Annotated in this window: 16 protein-coding genes; 6 read left to right on the plus strand and 10 right to left on the minus strand. The window is 66.4% G+C overall.

All coding sequences use genetic code 11. The annotated features are described in order from the left end of the window. Window positions 1-78: 78 nt before the first annotated feature. The 3 genes from atpE to AC10QF_RS13775 form a co-directional block, all read right to left on the minus strand. Window positions 79-384, minus strand: coding sequence for a F0F1 ATP synthase subunit C (gene atpE / locus AC10QF_RS13765; protein WP_005411133.1), 306 nt, complete (start codon window positions 382-384; stop codon window positions 79-81). Window positions 385-457: 73 nt separating this feature from the next. Next, window positions 458-1258: a F0F1 ATP synthase subunit A gene (gene atpB / locus AC10QF_RS13770; protein WP_005411134.1), complete on the minus strand. Its 801-nt coding sequence runs from the start codon at window positions 1256-1258 to the stop codon at window positions 458-460. A gap of 31 nt (window positions 1259-1289) precedes the next feature. Next, the gene (locus AC10QF_RS13775; protein WP_014648497.1) at window positions 1290-1655 is read right to left on the minus strand and encodes a hypothetical protein; all 366 of its coding nucleotides are present in this window, start codon (window positions 1653-1655) and stop codon (window positions 1290-1292) included. Window positions 1656-2111: 456 nt separating this feature from the next. Between AC10QF_RS13775 and AC10QF_RS13780 the strand changes: the two genes are divergently transcribed. Beyond that, window positions 2112-2930 carry a hypothetical protein gene (locus AC10QF_RS13780; RefSeq protein ID WP_010481314.1) on the plus strand — a complete coding sequence of 273 codons (819 nt, stop codon included), beginning with the start codon at window positions 2112-2114 and terminating at the stop codon, window positions 2928-2930. A 444-nt stretch (window positions 2931-3374) separates the two neighbouring features. On the opposite strand, the gene lpdA is transcribed toward AC10QF_RS13780, so the two are convergent. The 3 genes from lpdA to AC10QF_RS13795 form a co-directional block, all read right to left on the minus strand. Beyond that, window positions 3375-5183: a dihydrolipoyl dehydrogenase gene (gene lpdA / locus AC10QF_RS13785; RefSeq protein ID WP_099495706.1), complete on the minus strand. Its 1809-nt coding sequence runs from the start codon at window positions 5181-5183 to the stop codon at window positions 3375-3377. A gap of 106 nt (window positions 5184-5289) precedes the next feature. Further along, window positions 5290-7002, minus strand: coding sequence for a dihydrolipoyllysine-residue acetyltransferase (aceF, locus tag AC10QF_RS13790; protein WP_111096761.1), 1713 nt, complete (start codon window positions 7000-7002; stop codon window positions 5290-5292). A gap of 167 nt (window positions 7003-7169) precedes the next feature. Further along, window positions 7170-7685, minus strand: coding sequence for a DNA-deoxyinosine glycosylase (locus AC10QF_RS13795; RefSeq protein WP_188239438.1), 516 nt, complete (start codon window positions 7683-7685; stop codon window positions 7170-7172). Window positions 7686-7871: 186 nt separating this feature from the next. Between AC10QF_RS13795 and AC10QF_RS13800 the strand changes: the two genes are divergently transcribed. The 3 genes from AC10QF_RS13800 to glpK all read left to right on the plus strand — a co-directional run bounded on the left by AC10QF_RS13800 (window position 7872) and on the right by glpK (window position 11836). Then, window positions 7872-8507 (plus strand): OmpW/AlkL family protein, encoded by a 636-nt coding sequence (locus tag AC10QF_RS13800; RefSeq protein WP_005419535.1) that lies wholly within the window; start codon window positions 7872-7874, stop codon window positions 8505-8507. A 242-nt stretch (window positions 8508-8749) separates the two neighbouring features. Further along, the gene (gene glpD / locus AC10QF_RS13805) at window positions 8750-10234 is read left to right on the plus strand and encodes a glycerol-3-phosphate dehydrogenase (protein WP_494542381.1); all 1485 of its coding nucleotides are present in this window, start codon (window positions 8750-8752) and stop codon (window positions 10232-10234) included. Window positions 10235-10336: 102 nt separating this feature from the next. Next, window positions 10337-11836 carry a glycerol kinase GlpK gene (gene glpK / locus AC10QF_RS13810; RefSeq protein WP_494542382.1) on the plus strand — a complete coding sequence of 500 codons (1500 nt, stop codon included), beginning with the start codon at window positions 10337-10339 and terminating at the stop codon, window positions 11834-11836. 177 nt (window positions 11837-12013) lie between these two features. On the opposite strand, the gene AC10QF_RS13815 is transcribed toward glpK, so the two are convergent. Further along, entirely contained in the window at window positions 12014-12808 is a 795-nt protein-coding gene (locus AC10QF_RS13815) for a MetQ/NlpA family ABC transporter substrate-binding protein (protein WP_494542383.1), read from the minus strand. A gap of 26 nt (window positions 12809-12834) precedes the next feature. Then, window positions 12835-13806 (minus strand): helix-turn-helix transcriptional regulator, encoded by a 972-nt coding sequence (locus tag AC10QF_RS13820; protein WP_005419539.1) that lies wholly within the window; start codon window positions 13804-13806, stop codon window positions 12835-12837. A gap of 80 nt (window positions 13807-13886) precedes the next feature. Between AC10QF_RS13820 and AC10QF_RS13825 the strand changes: the two genes are divergently transcribed. Next, window positions 13887-14489 (plus strand): LolA-like protein, encoded by a 603-nt coding sequence (locus tag AC10QF_RS13825; protein ID WP_069139700.1) that lies wholly within the window; start codon window positions 13887-13889, stop codon window positions 14487-14489. A 106-nt stretch (window positions 14490-14595) separates the two neighbouring features. After that, a complete protein-coding gene (locus AC10QF_RS13830) occupies window positions 14596-15372 on the plus strand; it encodes a DUF481 domain-containing protein (protein WP_005419541.1) in 777 nt (258 codons plus the stop codon). Window positions 15373-15432: 60 nt separating this feature from the next. Here the strand turns inward: AC10QF_RS13830 and hemC are convergent, their stop codons facing one another. After that, complete coding sequence (hemC, locus tag AC10QF_RS13835) at window positions 15433-16344, minus strand: hydroxymethylbilane synthase (protein WP_065178003.1); 912 nt, start codon at window positions 16342-16344, stop codon at window positions 15433-15435. Between the two features lie 646 nt (window positions 16345-16990). Beyond that, the gene (locus tag AC10QF_RS13840) at window positions 16991-17722 is read right to left on the minus strand and encodes a LytR/AlgR family response regulator transcription factor (protein WP_053497027.1); all 732 of its coding nucleotides are present in this window, start codon (window positions 17720-17722) and stop codon (window positions 16991-16993) included. Window positions 17723-17724 lie beyond the last annotated feature (2 nt).

Below are 17724 nucleotides of genomic sequence, written 5' to 3' on the forward strand. Positions count from 1 at the left end.
GACGCGCCGCCGAAGCGGCACATCCGGCCTTCATCCGAAACCGGGTGCATCAGCACCCGGTCGTCTCAAACCGCTGTATCAGCCGGCCAGAGCCTTGGTGACGGCGCCAGCGAAGGCAGCCGACAGCGGGTTGGCGAAGGCCAGCAGCAGGCCAACGGCGACCGAGATGATGAACGCGGCGTCGATCAGGCCGGCGGTGATGAACATGCGGACCTGCAGGACCGGGATCAGTTCCGGCTGGCGGGCGGCCGACTCCAGGAACTTACCAGCCATGATGGCCAGACCCAGACCGGCGCCCAGCGCGGCCAGGCCGATCATGATGCCGACGGCAAGGGCGGTGGAGCTCTGAATCTGCGCGAAGTTGGTCAGGACGGCGAAGTACATGGTTATCTCCAGGAACTTAAGTTGCTAAGGGTGATGAAACGGATGAAGGTTGAAACGCGTTGAAGCTTGAAACTCAGTGAGCGTCTTCCGACAGGCTCAGGTACACGATCGACAGCATCATGAAGATGAAGGCCTGCAGCGGGATCACCAGCAGGTGGAACAGCATCCAGCCGAGGCCGAACACACCACCGGCAATGGCACCGAAGAAACCGGCACCACCCAGCACCCAGATCAGCAGGAACACGATTTCGCCGCCGAACATGTTGCCGAACAGTCGCATCGCCAGCGAGATCGGCTTGCTCAGCCACTCGACGATGTTGAGGATCAGGTTGAACGGCATCATCCACTTGCCGAACGGCGCCGTCAGGAATTCCTTGATGAAACCGCCCAGGCCCTTGGACTTGAGCGCGAAGAACAGCATCAGGAAGAACACGCTGATGGCCATGCCCAGGGTGGCATTGACGTCAGCGGTCGGCACCGGCTTCCAGTAGTGCACGCCCGCCCATTCCAGCGGCTTGGCGATGAAATCGGCCGGGATCATCTTCAGCAGATTCATCAGCAGAATCCAGAAGAAGATGGTGATGGCAATCGGCGTGACCAGCTTGCTCTTGCCGTGGTAGGTGTCCTTGGCCTGGCGGTCGACGAACTCCAGGCAGATCTCGACGAAGGCCTGCCACTTGCCCGGCACGCCGGCGGTGGCCTTGCGGGTCCCCAGCCAGAACGCGACAACGATCACCAGGCCCATCAGGACCGCAGTGAGGAAGGTATCGACGTGGATATGCCAGAACATACCCTCACCCTTGCCGACCGGCGCGGTCAGGTTGTGCAGGTGATGCTGGATGTAGCTGGTAGGGGTTAGAGCCTCGCCCGCCATGTGTCCGGAACCTTCAGTTAATTGAATTCTGTCAACGCCTGGCCATGGCCAGGACCTGGAACATCAAGCCGACGGCGATACCGGCCAACAGCGCCAATGCAGGCAGCTTGAAGACCAGGAACCCCACCAGCAGGACGCCGAAAACCACGACCCACTTGGCCACGATCGCAATGATCAGGCGAGCCATCGCCGATCCTGCGGCCACCGCACCACCCCCCAGCGCCATCCTTGCCGCCACCCAGCCACCGGCCGAAATGGCCACACCGGACGCCAGCGCGCCGAGGGCATATTTCGGACCGACCAGCAGGAAGGCCAGGGCCAGGACAGCGACCGCGGCCAGCGGGTAGACCGCGGCGCGCAGCATCAGTCGCCGACCCGCATCAACGGAGTTCAGCACAGGACGTCCCGCGTGGTTGCAAGTGGAAGGCTGAGGCGGCTACAGCAGGGGGGCCTCATCGAGCCGCCAAATTATAGCAATGGGACAATTTGCGAGACAACCGCTGCCTGTTCATCCCCGGAAGCCGCAAGTTGCGGTAACGGTTACATTTTTGCGTACCACCCGGGGGACAATGACGTCCGCATGATGCTGCACCGCAGTATTGAACTTTGGTCGCAGGCGAGGAACTTTCGCCGGATGCGCGGGTCCGATCTTTCGACCTGCCTGCAGCATCCTCGTCGGCTCCACCCCGCAGGTCCCACGATGGCCCCGAAGCCCGTCTCCGGGGCCATCTTTTTGCATCGTCGCGACAGCACTGAACCGTGCACATGCCGTGGACCATACGTTCACGGATGGTGGACGGGCCTGTCCCGCACAGTGGTCTTCATTCTGATGAACCACTGCAAGGACTCTTCGATGCGCCCCGTACCCACCCTGCTCGCTCTCTCCCTGCTCGCCGCCGGCGCCTCGTTCGCCACCGCCGCCCACGCCGCCGAAGGCGACGACCGCTTTGCCCTGCGCCTGGGTGCGATGAACATCGACTCGGACAACACGCTCCGCGGCAAGACCAATGTCGCCGGCCAGGACATCGGCTTCTCCGAGGACTTCAAGCTGGGTGGCAAGGAGTGGGAGCCGCGCATTGACGGCATGTTCCGCATCAGCAACCGCCAGCGCCTGCTGTTCAACTATTTCAAGTACGACAAGGATCGCCGCGAGACCCTCGGTCAGGACATCTCCTTCGGTGACGTCAACGTGCCGTCCGGCAGCTTCGTCAAGGGCGAACTGAAGTACCAGGTGGCCAGCCTGGTCTATGACTACTCGGTGGTGGACACCGATACGTTCGACCTCGGTCTGCAGCTGGGTGCCGAGTACGCCAAGGTCAGCACCAAGGCCTACGCCGACCTCGGCACCGTGTACGAAGGCCAGTTCCTCAACGAGAAGACCGACGGCGTGGCGCCGGTGGTCGGTGCGCGATTGAGCTTCACCCCGTCCGAGAAGTGGATGATCACCCTGCAGGGCCAGTACCTCAACACGCGCTGGGGCAGCTTCGATGACTACAAGGGCGATCTGAGCCGCGCCAACGCCATCGTCGATTACCGCTTCACCAAGAACTTCGGTGTGTTCGCCGGCTACGACTGGTTCAAGCTCGATGCGGACAAGAAGGGCAGCGACGGCACCATCGGCCTGAAGCAGGAATTCAAGGGCCCGGTGGCCGGCGTCAGCTTCGTGTTCTGATCCCTCGTCCCTTCCACGCTCTCTCTCTCCTGGCGCGGCCTCCGGAACATCGGGGCCGCGCTTTTTTGTGGCATCGTCGAGCAGAGAAGCAGGTTGGTCGAGCGCGGGGGGAGAGGGGTTTGCGTGCGAATGTCCCCCGGCGCCGGCCTGCGGCCGTCACCTCCTCCTTTACTTCGCACGCAAGCTCCTCTCCCCCCGCGTGTCAGGCATCCGGGCGGCTTTGGCACTGGCTCTTACTATCCGCAAGCCGAGCCGCTGCGCGGGTGGCAGGCGTTTGGACAAAGTAAAGGAGGAGGCGACCGCCACAGGCGGGCGACGGGGGACATTTGTCCAAATGCCTGCCACCCGCGCTGCGGCCCGAACGCTCGCAATGAGAGTGATCGAGGCTCAACAAAAAAACCCCGGCAAATGCCGGGGCTTTTCATTTGGAACGGCGCAGGCGCCTTACTTCTTCTTCGGCATGTACAGATCGGTGATCGTGCCGTCGTAGATTTCCGAGGCCATCGCCACCGATTCGCTCAGCGTCGGGTGCGCATGGATGGTGTGGCCGATGTCTTCGGCTTCGGCACCCATCTCGATCGCCAGGCCGATCTCGGCCAGCAGGTCACCGGCATGCACGCCGACGATCGCGCCGCCGATGATGCGGTGGGTCTCCTCATCGAAGATCAGCTTGGTGAAGCCCTCGGTGCGACCGATGCCGATCGCGCGGCCACTGGCGGCCCACGGGAACTTGGCCACGCCGACCTTCAGGCCCTTGGCCTTGGCTTCGGTCTCGGTGACGCCGACCCAGGCGATTTCCGGGTTGGTGTAGGCCACCGACGGAATCACCCGGGCCACCCACTCCTTCTTGTGGCCAGCGGCCACTTCGGCGGCCAGCTTGCCTTCGTGCGTGGCCTTGTGGGCCAGCATCGGGTTGCCGACGATGTCGCCGATGGCAAAGATGTGCGGCACGTTGGTGCGCATCTGGCGGTCGACCGGGATGAAGCCTCGCTCGGTGACCTGCACGCCGGCCTTCTCGGCATCGATCTTCTTGCCGTTCGGCGAACGCCCGACGGCCACCAGCACACGGTCGAACGTGCCTTGCGCCAGCGCCGGCGACTGGCCTTCCTCGGCCGCTTCGAAGGTCACGGTGATGCCCTTGGCATCGGCGGTGACGCCGGACGCCTTGGTCTTCAGGTGCACGTCGATGCCCTGCTTCTTCAGGCGGTCGGCCAGCGGCTTGACCAGGTCCTTGTCGGCGCCCGGCATCAGCTGGTCCATGAACTCGACCACGGTGACCTTGCTGCCCAGCGCGCTGTACACGGTGGCCATTTCCAGGCCGATGATGCCGCCGCCGACGACCAGCAGCGAGCCCGGCACTTCGGCCAGCTCCAGCGCGTCGGTGGAATCCATCACGCGCTTGTCGTCCCACGGGAAGTTCGGCAGCTTCACCGCCTGCGAACCAGCGGCGATGATGCACTTCTGGAAGCGCAGCAGCTGGGTGCTGCCGTCTGCGGCGGTGATCTCCAGTTCGTTGGCAGAGATGAACCTGCCGACGCCCTGCACGTTGCGGACCTTGCGCTGCTTGGCCATGCCGGCCAGGCCCTTGGTCAGCTGGTTGACAACCTTTTCCTTGTACTGGCGCAGCTTGTCCAGGGTGATGGTCGGCTTGCCGAACTCGACGCCGAAATCGCCGGCGTGGGCCACTTCGTCGATGACCGCGGCGGCGTGCAGCAGCGCCTTGGACGGAATGCAACCGACGTTGAGGCAGACGCCGCCGAGGCTGGCGTAGCGCTCGACCAGCACCGTATCCAGGCCGACGTCGGCGGCGCGGAAGGCGGCGGTGTAGCCGCCCGGGCCGGAGCCCAGCACGACCATTTCGCATTCGATGTCGGCCGGCTTGCCACTGGACAGCGCCGGCTTCGGTGCCACCGGCTCGGCCGGGGCGCGGTGCGAGGGGGTCACCGGCGGCTTGCTGGCCGGAGCGGCCGCAGCCGGAGCCGGCGCAGCGGCCTTGGCCGGGGCATCGGCGGCGCCTTCAGCGTCCAGCACCACGACCACGGCGCCTTCGGACAGGGTGTCGCCCAGCTTGACCTTGATTTCCTTGACCACGCCGGCCGCCGAGGACGGCACTTCCAGGGTGGCCTTGTCCGACTCCAGGGTCACCAGGCCCTGGTCCTTCTTCACCGTGTCGCCGACGGCGACCAACACTTCGATCACCGGCACATCGCTGTAATCGCCGATGTCGGGAACCTTGACTTCAATCGTGGCCATGGTGGTTTTCCTTGTGCCCGGCCGGCATGGCCGGCGGGCTGTCACTGCATCTGTTCACGCGGCCGCGCCAGGGGCAGCGGCCGCACGGTGGGGGCGAAGCGATGCCTTACAGCAGCACGCGGCGCATGTCGGCCAGCACCTGCGACAGGTACGTGGTGAAGCGTGCGGCCAGGGCGCCGTCGATGACGCGGTGGTCGTAGCTCAGCGACAGCGGCAGCATCAGCTTCGGCGCGAATTCCTTGCCATTCCAGACCGGCTGGATGGAGGACTTGGACACGCCCAGGATGGCCACTTCCGGCGCGTTGACGATCGGAGTGAACGCGGTGCCGCCAATGCCGCCCAGCGAGCTGATCGAGAAGCAGCCGCCGCTCATGTCGGCCGGGCCCAGCTTGCCGTCGCGCGCCTTCTTGGCCAGCTCGCCGGTTTCCTGCGCGATCTGCACCACGCCCTTCTTGTCCACGTCGCGGATGACCGGCACGACCAGGCCGTTCGGCGTATCGGCGGCAAAACCGATGTGGAAGTACTTCTTCAGGGTCAGGTTTTCACCGCTGGCATCGAGCGAGGCGTTGAACTCCGGGAACTTCTTCAGCGCCGCGGCGCTGGCCTTGATCAGGAAGGCGAGCATGGTCAGCTTGATGCCGGCCTTCTCGTTCTCCTTGTTCAGTGCCACGCGCAGGCCTTCCAGGTCGGTGATGTCGGCCTGTTCGAACTGGGTGACGTGCGGGATCATCGCCCAGTTGCGGGCCAGGTTCGCGCCGGAGATCTTCTTGATGCGCGACAGCGGCTGGACTTCGGTCTCGCCGAACTTGCTGAAGTCGACCTTCGGCCACGGCAGCAGGTTCAGACCACCACCGGCGGCGACGGCAGCACTACCGGCAGCCGGCGCGCCACCGCTCAGCGCGGCCTTGACGAACTTCTGCACGTCAGCCTTGGTGATGCGGCCGCCCTTCTCGGTGCCGTTGATCTGCAGCAGGTCCACGCCGAGCTCGCGGGCGAACACGCGCACCGCTGGGGTGGCGTACGGCACCTTGGCCGGCAGCACGCCATCGGCGTTGAACTGTACCGGCGGGCTGGACGGGGTGCCGGCCGAGGCGATCTCACGGGCCGCCAGCTTGTCCGGCTGCGCCGGCACAGCGACCGGCTCGACCTTGGTGGCGGTTTCGGCGGCGGCCGGGGCAGCAGCAGCGGCGGCCTTGCTCGGGGCCGGCGCCGCAGCACCCTCGGCCTCGATGATGGCGACCACGGCACCCTGCGACAGGGTGTCGCCCACCTTGACCTTCAGTTCCTTGACCACGCCAGCGACCGAGGACGGCACTTCCATGGTCGCCTTGTCGCTTTCCAGCGTCACCAGGCCCTGGTCCTTCTTGACCGTGTCGCCCACGGCGACCAGCACCTCGATGACCGGGATGTCGGTGTAATCGCCGATGTCCGGCACCAGCGCTTCCACTGCGCCACCGCTGGCGGCCGCAGCGGCCGGCGCAGCAGCGGCCGGGGCCGGCGCGCTCTGGGTGGCGGCAGCCGGGGCAGCGGACTTGGCCGGTGCCGGTGCGGCGGCGGCCGGCGCGGCGGCTTCGCCTTCGGCCACTTCGATCAGCGCCACGACCTTGCCTTCGGACAGGCTGTCGCCGACCTTGACCTTCAGTTCCTTGACCACGCCTGCCACCGAGGACGGCACTTCCATGGTCGCCTTGTCGCTTTCCAGCGTCACCAGGCCCTGGTCCTTCTTGACCGTGTCGCCGACGGCGACAAGCACCTCGATTACCGGGATATCGCTGTAGTCACCGATATCGGGGACAAGTGCTTCCTTGATTTCGGCCATGGGGATAACTCCGGCAATCTGGTGTAGGGAAACGTCTATTGTGCGGCCAGCGGGGTCCAGCGCCAACCGTTACAGGTGTTTTCAGTACGCACGCAGCCGGGACAGGCTGTTGCCCACGGGTCCCGGCCGCGACCAGTCGGTAGCGTATTGTCCGGACGATGTCCGCTTCATGTCGCCAGTGCGTCTGCAACCGGCTGCCAGGCCTGGCGCAGGCGCGGCAACGACCACGCCGCATTGGCCGGGCTGGTCGAGGGCAATGCAACCACCTGTGGCGGGGCCTCCAGCCGCGGCAGCACCCAGCGCTGGAACGCCTGCCATGATGCACCGCCATTGCAGCCGATCAGCGTCAGCTCAGGCAACGTGGCGATCAGTTCCGGCAGTGCATTGGCCACTTCCGTGCCACGCACGATGTCCGCATCCAGGCTGCCTCGACGCTCGCAGCGACCGATCACATCCCACAGACCGATGCCCGCGGCATTCAATGCCTGCAGCCGCGCGGCGTAGGCCAGATCCGCGTCGAAACCACAGATGTCGGCCATCAGCGGCCAGAAGCGGTTGCGCGGATGGGCGTAATAGCGCTGCTCCTGCAGGGACGCCACGCCCGGCATCGAGCCCAGCAGCAGCACCCGGCACTCCACGTTCACCTGCGCTTGCAGGCCAATGCACAACGTTGCTGTGCTCACATCTTCTCCAACTGCATGAATGTCCCCAAGCGCCAGAAACCCCATAAATACAGGCGTTCCGTACCCGTCGCTGAACAAGGAAAACTATTTTTTAACGTGCGTCGGATTCGATTCATGTTGGGGCGACTACGGTGTGCTCGCCCCGCAACCGGGGGCCCAAAACAAGAAACATTAGGAGATACCCCCATGCGCTCCATCCGTATCCTGAGTCTCGCCCTGCTGACCTCCGCCGCCTTCGCGCCGGCCGCTTTCGCCCAGGACAGCAGCAGCACCGACACCGCGTCGGGCAAGCATTTTGCCGTTGTTGGCGGCATCTCGCTGCTGGAACCGAAGAACGACCCGATCTCCGGCGTGAAGAAGACCGATGGTGGCCCGGCGCCGACCGTCAGCTTCAGCTACTACATCAACGACAACTGGGCCGTTGAACTGTGGGGCGCCGCCGACAAGTTCGACAACAAGTTCAAGGGCCCGAACAACGCCCGCCTGGGCTCGGTCGAGCAGCAGCCGGTCGCGCTGAGCGGCCAGTACCACTTCGGCCAGGCTGACAACGTGTTCCGTCCGTTCGTGGGCGTCGGCTACTACCAGTCGAGCTTCAGCAACGAGAAGCTGGGCAACGGCGCTGACACCGACATCCGCTTCAAGGATGCCAAGGGCGTGATCGGCACCGTCGGCGTCGACATGAACATCAACTCCACCTGGTTCGCCCGTGCTGACGCCCGCTACATGCGCGCCCGCCCGGACATCAAGGTTGGCGGCGAGAAGATCGGCGAAGCCAAGATGGATCCGTGGACCGTCGGCTTCGGCATCGGCGCCCGCTTCTGATCCAGGCTGCACCTGCTTCACTGATGTAACGCGACGGGCCCTTCGGGGCCCGTCGTCGTTTCCGTCACCGGCGTTCTGTAGAGTCGGGCCCATGCTCGACTGCCTTTTTTTGTAGAGTCGAGCCAAGCCCCCTATCCCGAGTCGAGCGGCGGGCTCCGCGCGCATTGCGATGCGTTACGTTCAATGGCGCCCACAGTCAATGGTGGCGCGGCTCGGCTACAGACACAGGACGCGGAGACACGATGGACGACGTCGACCTGCTGGTGATCGGTGGCGGCATCAACGGTGCCGGCATCGCCCGTGACGCCAGCGGCCGCGGCCTGCGCGTGCTGCTGTGCGAGCAGCACGACCTTGCCGCGCATACCTCCAGCGCCAGCAGCAAGCTGATCCACGGCGGCCTGCGCTACCTGGAACAGGGCGAGCTCGGGCTGGTGCGCAAGGCGCTGGGCGAACGCGAGGTGGTACGCCGGCAGGCGCCCCATCTGGTCCATCCATTGCGCTTTGTGCTGCCGTGGGAACCCCATCTGCGCCCACGCTGGATGCTACGCGCGGGACTGTGGCTGTATGACCACCTGGGCCGTCGCAGCCCGGCATTTCCCGCCTCGCGCGCCCTGGACCTTCAGCGCGATCCGCTCGGCCCCTGGCTTTCCCCGGATCTGCGGCAGGCCTTCAGCTACGCCGACGCGCAGGTCGATGACGCGCGACTGGTGCTGCTCAACGCCCTGGATGCCGCGCAGCGGGGCGCACAGGTGCGTGTGCGCAGCCGCTGCATCGACCTGCAGCCCTTGCAGGGCCGGTGGCAGGCGGTGCTGGAATCCGCTGATGGCCAGCAGCAGGTGACCGCGCGCGCCGTCGCCAATGCGGCAGGGCCGTGGGCCGGCGGCCTGCTGGAACGGATGGAGGCATGCAGTGGCGGCCCCGCGCTGCGGCTGGTACAAGGCAGCCACATCGTCCTGCGCCGGCCCTGGCCCGATGACAGCGCGTGCCTGCTGCAGCAACCCGATGGACGCGTGGTGTTCCTGTTGCCCTTCGCCCACGACCACCTGCTGGTTGGCACCACCGACACCGACTATCGCGGCGACCCGGCGCGCTGCAGCGTGCTGCCTTCAGAGGTGGCGTACCTGTGCGAAGCGGCCAACCGCTACCTGCATGAACCCATCGCGCCGGAAGATGTGGTCTGGCAGTTCGCCGGTGTCCGCCCGCTGCTGGCCGATCCCGATCCGCGCGCGGCAAGACTCAGCCGCGATTACCGCCTGCAGCTGCAGGTGGACCCGGCACCGGCGCTGCATGTGCTGGGCGGCAAGCTGACCACCTACCGGGTGCTGGCCGAGGAAGCGCTGGAGCTGCTGCGGCCCGCCCTGCCGCAGATGGGAGCGGCGTGGACAGCAGACGGGGACCCGCTGCCAGGCAGCGACTGGGGCGACGCCGCGCAGGCGGGCGCGCATCTGCAGGTATCGGCACCCTGGTTGCCCGCAGGTATCGCGCGACGCTGGGCCGGGGCCTATGGCAGTCGAAGCGCGGAACTGCTGCAGGGTGTACGGGGCCTGCACGATCTTGGCGAGGCGTTTGGCGGCGGCCTGCATGCCCGGGAAGTGGCCTTTCTACGCGAGCATGAGTGGGCGCGCACTGCCGAGGACGTGCTGTGGCGAAGGAGCAAGCTGGGGTTGCAGCTAAACGCTGCGCAGGTGACACGGCTGCAGGCGTGGATCGAACACTCCACTCTGTAGAGCCGAGCCATGCTCGGCTGCGTTGTGCAAATGCAGCCGAGCATGGCTCGGCTCTACAGAGAGAAAGGTAAGTTACCCTGACTGCTCTACCGGAGACGCTGCATGACGCCCCGCTACGTGCTGGCCATCGACCAGGGCACCACCAGTTCGCGCGCGATCCTGTTCGACCGTGCCGGCGACATCATCGGCAGCGCGCAGCGCGAGTTCGCGCAGATCTTCCCGCAACCCGGCTGGGTCGAGCATGACCCGCGCGAGATCCTCACCAGCGTCTATGCCACGCTGACCGAACTGCTCAGTCGCGGGCAGATCGACCCGCGCCATATCGCCGCACTGGGCATCACCAACCAGCGCGAAACCACCGTGGTCTGGGACCGTGCCACCGGCCAGCCGATCCACAACGCCATCGTCTGGCAATCGCGGCAGAGCCACGCCATCTGTGAACGACTGAAGTCCGAAGGCCATGAAGCGCTGATCCGCGAGCGGACCGGCCTGCTGATTGATGCCTATTTTTCTGCGACCAAGGTGCGCTGGATCCTCGACCACGTGGAAGGTGCGCAGCAGCGCGCCGAACGTGGCGAGCTGCTGTTTGGCACCATCGACAGCTGGCTGGTGTGGAACCTCAGCGGCGGCCAGGCGCATGTGACCGACTACAGCAACGCGGCGCGCACGCTGTTGTTCAACATCCACACGCTGGACTGGGATGACGATCTGCTGGCCCTGCTCGACATCCCGCGCGCGATGCTGCCGCAGGTGCGCGACTCCAGTGCGGTGTACGCACACACCCGGCCGCAGTTCTTCTTCGACCACCCGATCCCGATCGCCGGCATCGCCGGTGACCAGCAGGCGGCACTGTTCGGCCAGGCCTGTTTCCAGCCGGGCATGGTCAAGAACACCTATGGCACCGGTTGCTTCATGTTGATGCATACCGGCGCGCAGGCGGTACGGTCGCGCAACGGCCTGCTGACCACCATTGCCTGGGGCCTGGACGGGCGCGTGGAGTATGCGCTGGAAGGGTCGATCTTCATCGCCGGCTCGGTGGTGCAGTGGCTGCGCGACGGACTGCGCATGATCGAACGCGCCAGCGACAGCCAGGCACTGGCCGCGCAGGTGCCCGACAGCGGCGGCGCCTATCTGGTGCCGGCGTTTGTCGGCCTGGGTGCGCCCTATTGGCGCAGTGATGTGCGCGGTGCGATGTTTGGCTTGACCCGTGGCACGGGCAAGGCGCATTTCGTGCGCGCCGCGCTGGAAGCGATGGCCTACCAGACGCGCGACGTGCTCGATGCCATGCAGTCCGATGCGGGCATCGCACTGACCGAGCTGCGCGCTGATGGCGGTGCGATCGGCAACGACTTCCTGGCCGGCTTCCAGGCAGACATCCTCGGTGTGCCGCTGCTGCGGCCGCGGTTGACCGAAACCACCGCGCTCGGTGCGGCCTATCTGGCCGGCCTGGCCGTCGGGTTCTGGTCAAGCCGCGAACAGATCGCTGCACAGTGGGGCCTGGACCGGCGCTTCGAGCCACAGATGGAGGTGTCGCGGCGCAAGAAGCTGTATGCGGGATGGCAGCAGGCGGTTGCCGCCACCCTCGCCTTCCACGTCGATTGAAACTGCAATGCCCTGCCCTGCTGCGGCACGTGGAGTGACACGGAAGAGCCGAGCGATGCTCGGCTGCCGTTGGTGAAATGCCGGAAACAGCAGAGCCGAGCGTGGGCTCGGCTCTACAGGGCAGGCAGTGTCGACCAAGGTCGACACCCACCATTCAAATCAACAGATCAGCCGCAATCAGAACGCCGGCAGCACCGCGCCCTTGTACTTGCTCTCGATGAAGGCCTTCACCTGCGGGCTGGTCAGGGCCTTGGCCAGCTTCTGCACACGGGCGTCGTCCTTGTTGTCCGGGCGCGCGACCAGGAAGTTCACGTACGGCGAATCCTTGCTCTCGATCGCCAGCGCATCCTTGGTCGGGTTGAGGCCGGCGTCCAGCGCATAGTTGGTGTTGATCAGGGCCAGATCGACCTGGTCCAGCACGCGCGGCAGCATCGCCGAGTCCAGCTCGCGGAACCTCAGGTTCTTCGGGTTGGCGGTGATGTCACGCTGGGTCGACAGCGCGTTGGCCGGGTCCTTCAGCTCGATCACGCCGGCCTTGTGCAGCAGGATCAGCGCGCGGCTGTTGTTGCTCGGATCGTTCGGGATCACCACGTCGGCACCGTCGCGCAGCTCGGCCAGCGACTTGACCTTGCGCGAGTACGCACCGAACGGCTCGATGTGCACGCCGATCACCTTCACCAGGTCGGTCTTGCGGTCGCGGTTGTAGGCATCCAGGTACGGCTCGGTCTGGAAGTAGTTGGCGTCCACCTGCTTTTGCACCAGCTGGTCGTTGGGCTGCACGTAGTCGTTGAATACGCGCACGTCCAGGTCCACGCCTTCCTGCTTGAGGATCGGCTTGACCACCTCGAGGATCTCGGCATGCGGCACGGCCGTGGCGGCCACCACCAGCTTCTGCGAGGGCTCGCCGGACTTGCCGCAGGCGGTCAGGGCCAGCGCAGCGGCGAGCAGGGACAGCAACAGGGTCTTCTTCATGGGGGACGGGGTTCTCGGGGGGAGTGTCAGGATTTTTCGTAGTTGCTCAGGGCCAGCTCAAGCAGCGCCTTGGCCTGCTCGCGCAGCATGATCGGCTCGATGATCTCGGCATCCGAACCATAGTGCAGCACGTCCATCAGCAACTCTCGCGAGACGCTGTACGGCACCTTCAGTTCGTAGCGGCCATCGGCCAGGAAACGACCCTGCTGCTTGGAATGCCAGTGCTCGTCGGCCACCCAGCGCGCAGCCTTGGCGCTGAACAGGATGGTCGCCCAGCCCTTCGGCGCACCCGAAAAAATGCCATAGCTGGCGCCGAGCTGCTCGTCCAGCTCGCTGTCGGCGACATCGCGGGCGGCACTGTCGATTACCCGTGCCTTGTGGATGCGGTCCACCGCGAAACTGCGCAGCGCCTCGCGGTCATGGTCCCAGGCATCCAGGTACCAGTTGTCGCGATAATGGGTCAGGCGCTGCGGCGAGACGGTGCGCTTGGTCGGCTCGTCGGTGGAGCGGGCGCGGTACTCGAACGCCAGCTGACGGCGCTCCAGCACCGCCGAGGCCACGCTGCGGAAGCTGCCTTCATCGAACTTGCGGCCACGGTGCGGAATCACCCGCACGCGGTCGACCGGCCAGCTGGAGACACCGGCCTGGGCTGCCAACAGGCTCTCGATGCGCTGCTGCAGCGGGGCCAGCACCGACGACAGCACGCCGCCGCCGGTACGCGCCAGCAGGTGCTGCGAGGCCAGCAGGGCATGCAGCTCCTCCGAGCTGAGCCACAGGCCGGGCAGCTCGAAGCGATCGCTCTCGTCGGCCTGGTAGCGGAAGCCGGCCTCGCCGTCGCCCTCGATCGGTGCCATCAGCGCATCGCGCAGGAAGGCCAGGTCGCGGTAGACGGTGGCACGGGAACAACCGAGCTTGTCCTGCAGGGTCGCCACCGTCACCGGATAGCGCGCGGACTTGAGCAGACGATGCAGGGCGGTGATGCGTTCGTATCGGTCCATACCCCCGATTATGTCCGAGTCGCGGGTCTTGTGTGGGACGTTTAGGCTATCGTGGTCGCCCCCACCCCATGGAATGCCCGATGCGCCGGTTGCCTGCCCTGTCCCTGCTGGCCTGCCTGCTGCTGGCCGCCTGCGATCGCGCGCCGGCGCCGGCGGGCACCGAGGCCCCGGTACCCGCCGCCGATCCGGCACAGGCGGTGCTGGGTGCCAGCCAGCGTTTCGCCGCCCTGCGCAGCTTCCACGCCGAACTGGAAGTGCTGGGCGCGCCGCAGCGGGTACGCAGCGCCATGGACTTCGTTGCACCCGACCGTTTCCGGGTGGAGACCCCGGCCGGGCCGCAGACCATCATCGGCGACACCCTGTTCCTGCAGGCCGACGGTGCGATCCGCCAGGTGCCGGCCCCGCCCGGCCTGCTCGAGCAGTGGCGCAACCCGCTGCCGGCCGACGCCCTGCCCGCCGACCTGAAGGCCGAAGATCTCGGCAGCCAGGCGCTGGACGGGGTCGAGACCCGTCACTACCGGCTGCGCGGCAACCAGCCCGGCGAACGCCTGGAGTACTGGGTGGATGCCCAGGGCCTGCCACGCCAGATCGTGCGCAGCGGCAGCAGCAATGGCCGCAGCTTCCAGCTGCGCCTGCGCTATTCGCGCTTCAACGACCCCGCATTGCGTGTCGATCTGCCCTGAATAGGCGATCGCGGCAACGTTCGCTGAAGCACGCTTTGGATCGATTCGGACCGCCATCACGCTTCCAGTATCATCACCGGCTGTTAACCGTTCCGGAGAAGCCTCGATGTCCCTGCGCGTGTCCCTGCTGATCCCCCTGCTGCTGTGTGCGCCGCTCGCATACGCGCAGGATGCCTCCGAACTGGCGGCGATGTCCTCGCCGTGGAGCGGCAGCGGCGGCGAGCTCGGCTTTGCCTCGGCACGCGGCAACAGCAGCACCGAGAGCTTCAACGGCCGCCTGCGCCTGCGCTACACCGACGGCGACTGGGTGCACAGCATGGACCTGTTCGGCCTGCGCTCCAGCTCCAAGGTGACCGAGACCAACGACGACGGCACCACCACCCGCCGCAGCAACACCACTGCCAACCGCTACACCGGCAGTGCGGGCAGCGCGCTGCAGCTGGGCGAGCACCGCCAGCTGACGGCCACGGTGCGTACCGAGCGCGACGACTTCGCCACCTACGACCGCCAGAGCTCGTTCGGTCTGGGTTACGGCACCCGCCTGTGGAACACCGAGCGCTTCTATTTCGACGCGCAGATCGGCCCCGGCGTGCGCCGTACCCACAGCACCGAGGATGACCGCACCCGTACCGGCATGATCGGCCGCGGCCAGTTCGACCTGAAATACTCGCTGACCGACAACACCGACCTGGTGAACACGCTGCTGGTCGAGTCCGGTTCGTACAACACCTTCGGCCAGAACGACTTCGGTGTCTCGGTGAGCATGAACGAGCACCTGGCGCTGAAGGCCGGCTGGCAGGCGCGTTACAACAGCGACGTCGCTGTGGACAAGCGCAAGACCGATACGCTGACCACGATGAACGTGGTCTACAAGTTCAAATAAGAAACGGGCGCCAAGGCGCCCGTTCTTCATTTCGGTAGTGCCGGCACTACCTGCGATGGCTCAGACGTTCAGCAGTTCGCCAGCACCACCGTCCAGCAGCAGCTTCGCCACCCGCTGGCCCAGCGCTTCCGGATCACGGGCCGGGCCCACCGCTTCGGCACGCACGGCGCGGCCATCACTGGCGCTGCCGACCAGGCCCTGCAGGTGCAGGTCGTCGCCCTGCCACTGCGCGATCGCCGCCACCGGCACGTGGCAGCTGCCATGCAGCGCGCGGTTCATGGCCCGCTCGGCTTCCACGCAGGCGCGCGTGGCGGCGTCATCAAGCGTGGCGAACAGCGCCATCAGGCGCGTGTTGCCTCCGTCGCACTCTACCGCCACCGCGCCCTGCGCTGGCGCCGGCAGCCACTGCGGCGGTTGCAGGCGCGCGACGATGCGCTCGCCCAGGCCCAGGCGCTCGAGGCCGGCCACCGCCAGCACGATGGCGTCGTAGCCGCCGTTGTCGAGCTTGGCCAGGCGGGTGTTGACGTTGCCACGCAGGTCCAGCAGCTCCAGGTCCGGGCGCAGCGCGCGCAGCTGGGCCTGGCGGCGCAGCGACGAGGTGCCGACCCGCGCGCCGATCGGCAGCGCGTCCAGCGAGGCGTACAGGTTGGAGACGAAACCATCGGCCGGGTCGTGCCGGGTCAGCATCGCCGGCAGCGCGAAGGGCGCGTCCAGTTCCATCGGCACATCCTTCAGCGAGTGCACGGCGCAGTCGGCCTCACCCCGCAGCATGGCCAGCTCCAGTTCCTTCAGGAACAGGCCCTTGCCACCGATGGCGGCCAGCGAGCGGTCCAGCACCTCGTCACCGCGGGTGCTCATCGGCACCAGTTCCACGTGCAGGCCGGGGTGGGCCTGGCGCAGGCGGTCGGCGACGTGTTCGCTCTGCCAGAGGGCGAGCGGGCTCTTGCGGGTAGCGATGCGGACAGTTTCCATACGGTCATTATCGCGCCTTCTGCGCGGATACGGCCAACGGCGGAGCCCCTCGTGGCTGGTGCATCGGCTGGATCTATCGCGCTTGGCCGGGCGGGGTGGGTTCGCGGGGGACGCCGTGAATCCGTCCATGGAGGCTTGGCCGCGGCATCCATGCCGCGGACACCCCCGCGCCCCCACCCCGCCCGACCTCTGACAGTTTCCGTGTGCGCCAGCCACGGAAGATCAAAAGAAAAAAGAAAAAAGAAAAAGCAAAGGCAACAGCCGGCGGCTTCCGGGGTCAGATCCCTTTTCCGCAGGAAAAGGGATCTGACCCCTCTTCCCCACCCGATAACAACAATGCCTTTGCCGTCCGTCACCGGGAAATTCGCGAGGGTGAGGCGGGATGGGCGGCGGGACCGTTGGCGCCATGGGCCCGAGGCATGCCTCGGGCGGGTTGGGCAGGACGCCCAACCCCGGTCTTGCCGTGTGCGCAGGACAGCGCACACGAGCAAGGCGCCATCGAGCTTACATGGATGTACTTGCAGCGTGTCCCGCCGCCCCACCCCGGCCCAACCCAGCACGTAGAAACAACGAGCCATGACCCGCTGTTGCTGTTGCTGTTGCTGTTGATTTCACAGCAGTCGCGGCCGCAGGCCGCGCGGAACTCTCACAAGTGCCGCAGTTCCTGCTTCAGCGTCGCCACGCACCGGCGGCTGACTTCCAGCGGCTGCTTGCCATGCCGCAACACCGCCTGCACCTGCCCGCCCGAGCCCCGACGCAGCTCCACCAGCTCGTGGCGCGCCACCAGGCAGTTGCGATGGATGCGGATGAAACGGCTGGCGAACTCTTCTTCCAGCGACTTCAGCGATTCCTCGATCAGGTCCTCGCCGCGCGCGTGGTGCACCACCACGTACTTCTCCTCGGCCTGCAGGTAGTGGATATCGTCCAGCGGAATCAGGCGCAGGCTGCCGCGCAGGCGTGCGCACAGCACGCTGCGTGCCTGCTGCCCGCTGTGCTCCTGCGGCCGGCCATCGCGGCCGGCCAGGAACGTGCGCGCACGTGCGATCGCCGCCGCCAACCGTTCGGCACGCACTGGCTTCATCAGGTAGTCGATCGCTGCAGCCTCGAACGCCGACAGCGCATGCGCATCGTAGGCGGTGCAGAACACCACCGCAGGCCGAGGTTCGAAGCTGGCCAGGTGGCGGGCCGCTTCCAGGCCATCCAGCCCGGGCATCGCGATATCCAGCAGGACCAGGTCCGGCTGCAGCTCCGCGCACGCGTGCAGGGCCTGCTCACCGTTGCCGGCCTCGGCCACCACGTCCACGCCGTCCTGTGCCGCCAACAGGCTGCGCAGGCGCTCGCGCGCCAGCGGTTCGTCGTCGGCGATGACTACCCTCACGA

The sequence above is a fragment of the Stenotrophomonas maltophilia complex sp. Om-AH-Sm3 genome (assembly GCF_059337855.1).